13 protein-coding genes and 1 pseudogene are annotated in these 10,306 nt (G+C 43.3%); 3 read left to right on the top strand and 11 right to left on the bottom strand.

What is annotated here, in order from left to right:
- On the bottom strand, nt 1–525 hold a 525-nt coding region (locus tag SPADD19_RS12165; RefSeq protein WP_241496365.1), incomplete at its 3' end, for a ferrochelatase.
- 113 nt (nt 526–638) lie between these two features.
- Nucleotides 639–1,541, bottom strand: a complete 903-nt coding sequence (locus tag SPADD19_RS00550; RefSeq protein ID WP_061454925.1) for a cation diffusion facilitator family transporter — start codon at nt 1,539–1,541, stop codon at nt 639–641.
- Nucleotides 1,542–1,673: 132 nt separating this feature from the next.
- On the opposite strand from SPADD19_RS00550, the gene SPADD19_RS00545 reads away from it, so the two are divergent.
- Together SPADD19_RS00545 and SPADD19_RS00540 are read left to right on the top strand one after the other, a co-directional pair.
- Nucleotides 1,674–2,213, top strand: a complete 540-nt coding sequence (locus SPADD19_RS00545) for a TetR/AcrR family transcriptional regulator (RefSeq protein WP_241496364.1) — start codon at nt 1,674–1,676, stop codon at nt 2,211–2,213.
- A gap of 38 nt (nt 2,214–2,251) precedes the next feature.
- Nucleotides 2,252–2,584, top strand: a complete 333-nt coding sequence (locus SPADD19_RS00540; RefSeq protein WP_061454922.1) for a hypothetical protein — start codon at nt 2,252–2,254, stop codon at nt 2,582–2,584.
- A 63-nt stretch (nt 2,585–2,647) separates the two neighbouring features.
- On the opposite strand, the gene SPADD19_RS00535 is transcribed toward SPADD19_RS00540, so the two are convergent.
- The 5 genes from SPADD19_RS00535 to SPADD19_RS00515 form a co-directional block, all read right to left on the bottom strand.
- Complete coding sequence (locus tag SPADD19_RS00535) at nt 2,648–3,520, bottom strand: SDR family NAD(P)-dependent oxidoreductase (protein WP_061454921.1); 873 nt, start codon at nt 3,518–3,520, stop codon at nt 2,648–2,650.
- A gap of 1 nt (nt 3,521) precedes the next feature.
- Nucleotides 3,522–4,358, bottom strand: coding sequence for an alpha/beta fold hydrolase (locus SPADD19_RS00530; protein ID WP_061454920.1), 837 nt, complete (start codon nt 4,356–4,358; stop codon nt 3,522–3,524).
- A 13-nt stretch (nt 4,359–4,371) separates the two neighbouring features.
- Nucleotides 4,372–5,376: an NADP-dependent oxidoreductase gene (locus SPADD19_RS00525; protein ID WP_061454919.1), complete on the bottom strand. Its 1,005-nt coding sequence runs from the start codon at nt 5,374–5,376 to the stop codon at nt 4,372–4,374.
- Nucleotides 5,377–5,452: 76 nt separating this feature from the next.
- A complete protein-coding gene (locus SPADD19_RS00520; RefSeq protein WP_061454918.1) occupies nt 5,453–5,884 on the bottom strand; it encodes an Rrf2 family transcriptional regulator in 432 nt (143 codons plus the stop codon).
- Nucleotides 5,885–5,979: 95 nt separating this feature from the next.
- Nucleotides 5,980–6,918, bottom strand: a complete 939-nt coding sequence (locus tag SPADD19_RS00515) for an AEC family transporter (RefSeq protein WP_061454917.1) — start codon at nt 6,916–6,918, stop codon at nt 5,980–5,982.
- Between the two features lie 224 nt (nt 6,919–7,142).
- On the opposite strand from SPADD19_RS00515, the gene SPADD19_RS11995 reads away from it, so the two are divergent.
- Nucleotides 7,143–7,304, top strand: a complete 162-nt coding sequence (locus SPADD19_RS11995) for a hypothetical protein (protein WP_001062367.1) — start codon at nt 7,143–7,145, stop codon at nt 7,302–7,304.
- 224 nt (nt 7,305–7,528) lie between these two features.
- On the opposite strand, the gene SPADD19_RS00510 is transcribed toward SPADD19_RS11995, so the two are convergent.
- From SPADD19_RS00510 to SPADD19_RS00495, 4 genes and pseudogenes are all read right to left on the bottom strand, one after another.
- The gene (locus SPADD19_RS00510) at nt 7,529–8,329 is read right to left on the bottom strand and encodes an energy-coupling factor ABC transporter ATP-binding protein (RefSeq protein ID WP_003005192.1); all 801 of its coding nucleotides are present in this window, start codon (nt 8,327–8,329) and stop codon (nt 7,529–7,531) included.
- Nucleotides 8,316–9,152, bottom strand: coding sequence for an ABC transporter ATP-binding protein (locus SPADD19_RS00505; RefSeq protein ID WP_013904141.1), 837 nt, complete (start codon nt 9,150–9,152; stop codon nt 8,316–8,318). Before SPADD19_RS00505 ends, SPADD19_RS00510 begins: the two co-directional genes overlap by 14 nt.
- Nucleotides 9,128–9,919, bottom strand: coding sequence for an energy-coupling factor transporter transmembrane component T (locus SPADD19_RS00500; RefSeq protein WP_193390608.1), 792 nt, complete (start codon nt 9,917–9,919; stop codon nt 9,128–9,130). The genes SPADD19_RS00505 and SPADD19_RS00500 overlap by 25 nt, the downstream gene beginning before the upstream one ends.
- Nucleotides 9,919–10,306: pseudogene (locus tag SPADD19_RS00495) on the bottom strand (ECF transporter S component); the annotation flags it as partial. The gene SPADD19_RS00500 and the pseudogene SPADD19_RS00495, both read right to left, overlap by 1 nt.

Raw genomic sequence — 10,306 nt, 5'->3', positions numbered from 1 at the left:
TGCCAAAACTGGGACACTGTGGGCTGAAAAAATCACCTTATAACTGTCGTCTCCAATCTGATCTAAAATCTTTTGGATCTCATCAGCCCAATAGTGGAGTAGGTCAGGTTCTCGGTACCAGTCCTTGATAATTTGGAACTTTATCTGACCACTTTCTAAAAATTTTTCATAACCCATGACAGAATAGTAGGAATAATGGGGCTCTAGAATCAAACACAAACACTCTTCAATTCCGTCATTCTCCATCTCTTTAATCGTATCAGTGATGAAAGGACGGGAAAATTTATTAGCAAAGTAGACCGATGCTTGATCTCCAAGAGCGGAGGCAACCAAGTTCACTTCTTCCTTTGTTATCCTTTGGAGCGGCGTTCCACCGATTCGGACATAATTGTCATATAAAGTCTGAATTTCATGTGGTTCAGGACGAACCCCACGGCGTATATTTGTGAAAAATTCCGCTACTCCTTCATAGGTAATCTCTTCTGGCGAACCAAAAGTCATCATCAACACAGCTCTTTTACTCATAATTACTCCTTACTATATACTTTTCACTATTTTACCATGAAAAGGCTTACTTTAGTGAGCTTAGTATCAAAAAAACTCCTAGAGATAAACTCTAAGAGTGTAAATAACTATTCTTAATGGTGATGAATATGTCCATGACTTTGATTCACTTCCAACTCTTCGATCTTGCGTTTATGAGCTCGGTGGGTTGCCAAGTCTTCATCGACCTCAATGGTGACGTTTTGAAAGCCACAATCTTTGAGCAAGGTACGGATAGACTCTTTACAAACCTCCATGTGGTTGACATGCTCTAGACAAACATGGACAATGGCGTTCTTTTCCAGACCATCCATGGTCCAGAGATTAAGCTGATTGATACTAGCCACATGCTCCAACTGCTCCAAATCACTCTTGACCTGCTGAATATCTACTCCCTCTGGCACGGCATCCAGGAAAATCCTGAGCGTGCTCCAAAAACGTGGAATGGCTTTTGACAGAATAAAGATGGAAATAGCTAGAGATAAGAGCGGATCCAGAATATACCAATCGGTAAATCGGAGAACAATGGCCATTAAGATGACAGCCACCCAACCTAAGGTATCTTCCAGAAAGTGCAGGCTGAGAATGGATTCATTCTTGGTTTGCCCTTTACGAATGACGAGACTCGCTAGCACATTAATGCTGACGGCTATGATTCCAAGCCAGAGAATCCCCTCATCATTGACAGGTTGTGGATGAAAGAGTTTCGTTATATTTTCTAAAATAACCAGAACGGACCCTGTCATGAGAATCACAGCTGTTACCATGGCCCCTAAAAGGCTAAAGCGCTTGTAGCCCAAGGTATAGTGGCTGTCTTCTTCACGGTTGGAAATACTCTCCAAAAAGGCGGAGATGCCGATAGCGATCGCATCCCCCAAGTCGTGGACCGAATCCGCAAGGACAGCGCTAGATCCAAAAATTCCTCCTGCAATAAACTCAACAATGGCATAACTCAAATTCAAGAAAAAAGCGATCCAGACCGCATGTTTTGTCTTCATAATCCTTAATCCTTTGTTATAATAGATTCATGAACATCATGTTCATTATCATTATCTAACATTCACAACAGAAAGGATAGGAGCAAACTGTTTAGGGTGTCCGTTACTGAACAGTTTGTTCTAAGTGTCCATATGACAGCACAGGATCGTCGCATCACCAAAACTCGAAAAGCTATCTATCAAGCTTTTTTACAATTACTCAACCAAAAAGACTACGAGGCCATCACGGTTCAAGAAATCATTGACTTAGCCGATGTGGGGCGATCAACCTTTTATAGCCATTACGAAAGTAAGGAATTATTGCTAGATGAACTCTGTCAAAAGCTCTTTCACCATCTCTTTGAGCGTGCTGAACACCTCTCACCACAAGACTATCTGGCCCATATCTTTCAGCATTTCAAGAAAAATCAAGACCATGTGACCAGTCTCTTGCTCTCTAAAAACGATTATTTTATCCGGCAACTGCGAAAAGAGCTGGAACATGATGTCTACCCAATGGTAGCCGACGAACTCATCAAAGCCCATCCAACTCTCCCTCACTCTTACCTCAAACACTTGGTCGTCAGCCATTTCATCGAAACCCTCAGCTGGTGGTTGAAAAAAGGCAAGTCCTACACCGAACAAGAAGTGATTCAGTTTTATTTGGAGATTTTAAACGTCGCTTCTAACTAAGGTGTGACTTTACATCATGTATCATAGAAAGGAAAACTATGCTCCTCCCCATTCTTCTCGGCTTTTTCACAGCCTTATTTGCCCTTACTTTTGCTCTTATTCATTTATTGGCCAGCCTTTCCGAATTAAAAAAGGGCAAGAAGACCCTTGGAATTTACTTACTTTTTCTAGGAAGTAGCCTTGCGACCTTCTCTCTCATCCTCTACTTCCTTTTGCCAATTGTTGCTTTATTTATTTGGCTAATCGGAGTTAGCTTGATTTGCTACGGAGCCTATTGGAATGGCAAGCACAAAGAAAACTTCCATCTAGCCCACCATGTCATTCGGATCGGAATTGCTCTGATTCTTACCATTTTATTAGCCCTTATCTAAGAAAAACTCAAGTTTTATCAATGAAAACTTGTGTTTTTTTGTAGTTACGAAATCAGTAAGGAATTAAAAATCCTGCTTTTCTTTAAACAGTTTAATCTTTTCTTGGCAGTAATCCATTAATTTCTGTGTTTTTTCAAATGAGTAGCCTTTTTCAGATACCGACTTGACTTTCTTTTCATCAAAGTAGTAGCCTGTCAAGCCCCTGACTTCCTCTGATAAGGTGAGATAATAGCCTGTTTTGATTCCCTGATCTAGATCTTTTGAAAGAGACTTCATCAGGCGTCCAAAGAGAGACTTTTTCGTCTTTTCATCACTAGAATTATTCCCTAAGTTAGTCGAGATAATACCTGGATGGTAGGCATTAATAGTGATATTTGAACCTTTTAAAAAGAAATCTCTTGCTAGATAGCGTGTCATCCAAATGGTATAGAGTTTGGAATTATTATAAGCTAATCCTGGGTTATAGTTGTTCTCAAATCCAAAGTCCAAATCCTTGACCTTGGCAAAATGATGCATATAGGAAGAAGTATTAATGATACGACCGTCAGGCGCTTTTTCTAACAAGGGGCTTAGCTCAGTTGTTAACATATAGGGAACGAGGACGGATAACATAAAAGTCAACTCGACATTTTCAGCACTCGCTTTTCGTTCTTTTCCTGCATACAGGCCTGCATTGTTAAATAAGACATCGATCCTTTGAAAGTCTCGCTTAATTTCCCCTACAAATCGATAAACATCCTCTAATTTTGAGAAATCCGCCAAGTAGCTTGAAACTCTGCCTCTCAGGGAAACGGCCCGAATCTCTTGAAGCGCCAATTCCAGTTTTTGAGGATTTCGGCCATGGAGGATGACCTGATGACCTTCACTAGCCAGTTTCTTTGCCAAGTGCTTTCCAATGCCATCCGTAGCACCTGTTATTAGAATGGTTTTGACCATATTAGTCCTCCAAGAAAGTAATGAGTTCTTTTGAAAACTCTTCTGCATATTGGAAAATCGAACCGTGACCAGCATGTGGATAGATGATGAGCTTACTATCTTTTATTTTCTCATGCATATCATAAGAATTTTCCGTTGGAACCTGCATATCCTTGTCGCCGTTGACGATTAAGGTTGGTTGGGTGATAAATCTTAGGTCGTCTTGAGAATCTTTCCCCCAACGTTTAATAGCTTTGAGTTGCGTCAAGAAACCAGGCACACTCATGTCTTTGTCCGCAAATTCCTTGGTTCGCATCCCCATTCGTCCGAGAACTTTCAAAGCTTCGATTTTTCCTTGTTCATCATGGTTATAGAAGATATAGCGTTTAGGATCGATGCGTTCGAGTCCAGCTTTAAGCATATAGTTAAATGTTTTCCCTGTGACCTTATCCATCTCCTTTCCTCCTCGAGGTCCTGTTCCTGCCAAGATGAGACGGTTGACCAAATTAGGCTTGATTCGGACAATTTCTTGGGCAATCATGCCTCCCATAGAAAGACCTAGGAGATTGATTTTATCGTAGCCAAGGGCTTTTACAAAGTCAATTGTCTGCTCAGCAATTCCAGGAATGGTTGGCGCCACTTTTCCTTGACTGGCTCCGACACCAGGAAGGTCGACCACAATCACATGGTGTTTTTCAGCAATCAAGTCCAAGAGTTTTGGATCCCAGTTGTCGAGGGTTGCTGCCAAATGGACCAGCATCAGAAGAGGTAGTTTTGATTTGCCTTTGCTGAGTTCGCGATAGGCGATTTTGTTCCCGTCGACAGTGATGTATTGAGTTTTAGTTGTAAGATATGACATTGTGTTTTCCTTTTTATTTCTTAAAGCTGAGGACTGTTTTTCCACGTGAGCGCCCATTAGCGACCTTGTCTAAGGCGCTATTCACTTCTTCAAATGGATAAACTGTATCGATAGATGGTTTGATTTCTAATTTGCTAAAGAGATCAGCTACCTCTTGTAATTGAGCGCCATTGCTTTCTACAAAGATAAAATGATAGTGAACGCCGTATTTGTCAGCCATCTTATCAAATTTGCGACCGGCTAGTCCAAGTAGGATCTGTTTCCATTTTGGCAGGTTCATCCGTTTGGCAAAGTCACCATTTGGCATAGCACGGAGGGACACAAGCTGACCACCTTTTTTCATGATAGACATTTGTTTTTCAGTCTCAGCGCCACCAAGGGTATCGAGGACATAATCAACCTGGCTAACCGTTTTTGTATAATCCTCTGTTTTGTAATCGATAAAGCGGTCTGCTCCTAGCTTCAATACACGCTCAGCGCTATCTCCAGCCCCATTGGTAATGACCTTCAAACCTTTAGCCTTGGCAATCGGAATGGCCATACCGCCGACACCGCCGGTACCACCAGAGATAAAGATGGTTTTGCCAGCTTGAGCATCCATGAGGTCAAGAGCCTGCATGATAGTCAAGGCAGTCAAAGGTACAGCAGCCGCTTCCTCGTCAGACAGATAGTCTGGAACCTTGGCTAGAGCCTGACTATCGACAGCTACGTATTCTGCAAAGGCACCAATATGATCAAGTGGTAAACGTCCAAAAACTCGGTCTCCGACTTTGAGATTTTTGACTTGTCTACCGGTCTCTTCAATGATACCGACCACTTCATTTCCAGCAGTTTGTGGGAGTTTGTAAGGGACAATCATCTTGACTTCTCCTCGGGAAATCATGTTATCGAGAGGATTAACACCAGCAGCGGTGACTTTGACCAAAACTTCTTTGTCTGTGATACTTGGTTTTGCGATTTCTGTGATGTTAAGAGTGATATTCTTTTTGTTATAAGTAGTATGTTGTGCAGCTTTCATTGTCTTCTCTTTTCTATTTTTATTGTATCTGATATAGATACAAGTATAGTCTTTTTAAAACTGATCTGCATACAAATCAGTTTCGTTTTTGTTTGGCTTCTTTATAAAGATTGTTAATGACATCTTCTAAGGTTTGCTGGGCTAGTTCCTTCTCAAGTTGAGCTTCAGCGCTAGCAAATAGTGGTGAAACGGCAGCCTGGATATGTTTCCCTACTGGGCAATCAGGGTTGCTATTTTGGTGAACAGGAAATAGGCTGATGTGGCTAACTTCTTGTGTGGCAAAATAAATGTTAAGTAAGGTGATGTCCTTTGGGGATTTACTAAGTTGGTAGCCCGTTTTTCCCTGCTGAGACTGGATTAGTCCAGCATTTTTCAATAAAGCGATTACCTTTCGAATGTAACTCGCATTGGTGCCAACGCTCTCAGCCAGAGCTTGTGAACTTAAGGTATCCTTGCTCTCACTAATCATGGTTAGGATGTGCAAGGCTACTGAAAATTTAGTATCCATATAAACTCCTTTAGATAACTTGTATCTGATACAATAACAAGTATAACACAAATAAAAAGAAAAGCAAGACTTTTGCTTCACTTTTTTTAAAACGATCAAGCCATCAACACCATGAGTATCGGAATGACCACCATGGTAGCAAGGGTCGTCTCTGTCACCATGACCGCTGCGTAATCACTATCAGCTCCGTAGAGTCTGGCAACGACTGGGGCATTGGTCATCACTGGCATAGCGGACTGAATGATAAAGACCTGCTTCATCAGGCTTGGAAGAGGGGTCCAGTAGACGATGGTCGCCATCAAGAGAGGGGCAACCAGGAAGCGACCTAGTAGAATCAATAGCTGATCTTTTCCCAGAACCAACTGCTTCACACCTACATGAGACACTGACAAACCGATGAATATCATGGATAAAGGGGTTGTTAAATTACCCAGATACTGCAAATCACTGGCTAGAAAGGCTGGCAACTTGATCTGCAGCATCACCAAGACTATCCCTAAGAGAAAGCCCATGAGGGGCGGAGAAAAGACTTTTTTCAGACTGGTTTTGAGATCAAACTGCGCTTCTCCCTCACCATCTCGCTGAATGAGATAGGTCCCCAAGGTCCAGAAAAAGGTCGTATTACACATATAATAGATCAAAACATAAGGAATGCTGGCATCTCCAAAGAGGGCTTGGTTAATAGGAAGCCCCACGAAGATGGTATTGGAATTAAAAAACATGGAAATAAAGAGGCCACGACGGTCCTGTCTCACCGCAAAGATCCTTGCTACTCCTGTCGCGATGCCAAGTAAAATAACCATAGACAGGGCAGGAAACCGCAAGGCTGGCAACATTTTTAGGAGGGCTGGCGCTGTAAAACGCTGCGTGATGGTGTAGAGCATATAGCAGGGAAGAGCAACTTGAGTGACCAATTTAGCGAGTAGGCCACGCGACTTGTCATCGAACCAGCCTTTTTCACCAATGACAAAGCCCACTAAAATCATACCCAGGATGACGAGAATCCCTGATATGCTCCTCAAAAAGATGTCCATGTTCTCCCCTTTTCTTTTTTAAATTTGAACTAGAAAATCACATTTTTTACAAATCTAAAAAACTACTCTAGTATATCATAAAAAGAGGTGGGGCAATATGCCCAACCTCATGTATTTTATTAATTGCCACTAATATCCCTTCTTAGCTGCCTTGCTCCATTGGTACCAACCAACTAGACTGTTGATAAGGTAAATCAAGAAAAACCAATAAAATGGTGGGGACTATGGCGAAAATAGATGATTCAGTTAAAAAGAAAGTTCCAGAATTGCGATTTAAAGGATTCACGGATGAATGGGAACAGCGTAAGTTGGGAGACGAAGTTCGAATAGTGATGGGACAATCTCCTAATTCAGAAAATTATACTGATGATCCTAATGGGCGCTAAAAATGCGAAGACCTATGAAGACCTATTTTGTATTAGTCAAACAAAAGATCCAAAAGAAATGATATATGATTATGACCATGAAACAAAGTAAAATCAAACCGAGTGATCTGAGGAAGCACCCGATGATCATGAAACGTTATTAAACACAAAAGTCACCCATTTGAGTTCTTGCCAGAAGCTGAAGTTAATCCTTCAACCTGGAAAACCCGCAGAGGTGACTTTTTCTATACATCTCGATTTTTCTGGTAATAATCATTAACCGATAAATATGTCTGTGAATCACCCAGCGACTCCGCTATGTCCATAATCCGCGGTGGTAGTAATCCCACTCGCTGGACAAGTTCGTGATCGCTGAACAATTCCCGTGGACTGCCAGCGAAGCCAAACTTCCCGTGTTCCATAACATACACCGACTCAAACTCGGCGGCGACCCAATCCATGTCATGGGTGATGGTCACAACTTGGTGGCCCGAATCAGCCAACTGATGGAAAATTGCGGTCAACTTGCGCCGGCTTTCCCAATCAAGCGACATCATCGGCTCATCAAATAAATAAATCGCCGGATCTACTGCCAAAACTGTGGCAACGCTCAACAGCTTGCGTTCCGACAATGACAGGTCATATGGACTTTCAGCTGTTTTATCATCCAAGCCAACTCTTTTTAGAGCCGCTAAAGCCCGCCTCGTAATCGTGTCGTGGTCATCCATGACCTGCGCGACACTCCACTCCACCTCTCGTTGAACGGTCGGGTTGAAAAGCTGATCGTCAGGATTCTGAAAAGTAATCCCAACCTTCAGTAACTTTTCGACTGGTTTAAGATCATTAAAATTTTCTCCATCGATCTTAATCACACCGGTTTGTGGTGTCAGCAAGCCCGTCAACAATTTGAAGAGCGTTGATTTGCCGGCACCATTTTGGCCGACAATCGCCACCATCGGATCGGCGAAGTGTTTGTCTTCAACATCCAAGCTAAAGGACCGTTCCGGATAAGTAAACGTCAGGTGGTTCAGTTCAATTGTGGACATAAAAAACCTCCTTCAGTTCAGCGTCATTCACCGGATACCGGCCATCAGCCAAGTGCCAATCCATTTTTTGAGCAAGTTGCTGGATTGTCGGGGCTGGAATCTGCCAGTCAGCTGCCAAATGATTAAACACCTCACCCGGCCTGCCCTGGGCTACCATTTGACCCTCGTGCAGCACCCACACAACGTCGGCGACTTCGCACAAATCGTCAATTTCACTGGTGACAATGAAGACAGTCGTCTCTTTGACTTGGGCCAGCCATTGGAAAAATTGTCGGCGGCCAAGGGGATCCATCTGACTGGTCGGATCATCCATAATCAAAACAGCCGGGTTAGTCGCAATCGCCGTGGCAATTGCCAACCGCTGGCTCTGACCACCGGAAAGGCTCTCGGGACGCAAATTCAGCTGTTCAATCAGCCCCATTTGCGTGGCAACTTCTTCAACCCGTTTTTGAATCAGTCCTTCAGCCATTCCCTGATTAATCAAGTCAAAGGCGATTTCATCGGCAACCGTGTCTGCCAACCCGCTTAGTTGGCCAGCTGGATTTTGCAGTACAACTCCATTCATGGCATTATAAACGGGCCAATTGTCGGACACTCGTTGGCCAAACATGTGCCAGTCGCCCTCAATCTCAGCAGACACCATTTTGGGAATGACCCCTGCCAGCACACGGCACAAAGTCGATTTGCCGGAGTGGCTATTCCCGATAATCCCAACCACCTGGCCGGTATGAACCTCCGCGTTAATCTGACGCAGTTGTGGTTGCTCAGTACCCGGATAACGGGTGGTCAAATTTTCAATTACAATCCGTTTATCTTCGTCCATATCTTCCACCCAATCAATAAAATTGCCAATCCAGTCAGACCAATGTGCAGCGTCCGCGACAGGCGATACACGCGCTGGGAGGTTCTGACAGTCCGGTTGAGATTATCAAAACCTCTCAGTTGGAGAGAAATCGACCGCGCCATCGATTGATCCAAGGTCTTAATCACCAATGGAATTAGAACCGGCAGGACTGACTTTAATTTCTGAATCAACGTTTTTTGCGGATTGGTTCCGCGAACTTTTTGTGCCTGCTGGATTTTCCGCATATTGCGCATCATTTCCGGCAAAATATAACACACCGACATCAGAACGTAGACGGTTTTATAAGACAATCCGGACAGTTCCAAATAGGCCGCGTTTTCTGAAATACTCGTGGTCACCATAAAAAAGCCACTGGTCAAAATAATCACCAATACTCGACAACCCAGAGTGGTGGCGTAAATCAGGCCTTCTTTGTAGAACGACACCCCAAGCACAGAAAACAGCACAGTTTGATTCCGACTGTAAAATAACCCTTGGATGATCAGCATGGTGCAAATCAGAAACAGGCTGAATCCCAGCGCCTTAAAGATGGTAGAACTCAATTTGGAAAATAACAATAGCAGTGTTGCGACAAGAATTAATCCGGCCTGAAACAATAAATTCATACTGGCAAAGCTTAACAACGTCATGTCCAAGATGAACAAGAGCTTAGTAATCGGATCGATCACCTGGTACCACTTTAGCTTGACCCGTGGCGCTCCAGAAATCAATGTTTGATCAGTCATCATTTATCACCGCTAAAGAAGTGCACCATCCGCTTCGGCAGCTGACGATAGATGAAGAATGCCAGGTAGGACACGCAGACTTTATCCAAAATATCCAAGACAAACTCATCGGTAAATGAGGCCAGCCACACTGGTGCATGATTGGCGACCATTACCGCAAACAATGAGTCACCCCAAGCGATACCGGTCTGACCACCCCAAAAGATGACGTTGAGTGGCGTTGAAATGACAGCTGAAACGATGGCAATAATAATAGCAGAAACAAATACTCGTCGCACTGACGAGAACCACCCATTGGCGTGCAAAACTCCGACAGCAATCCCAATTCCGATGCTGGTAATCGCATACACGGTTGAAATTGGCGATAAGGTCAGCCCATAGATCACG

The organism is Streptococcus parasanguinis (assembly GCF_001578955.1).
In the GTDB taxonomy this organism is placed as follows: Bacteria; Bacillota; Bacilli; order Lactobacillales; family Streptococcaceae; genus Streptococcus; species Streptococcus parasanguinis_U.
This window is presented reverse-complemented; position numbering and strand designations above follow the sequence as displayed.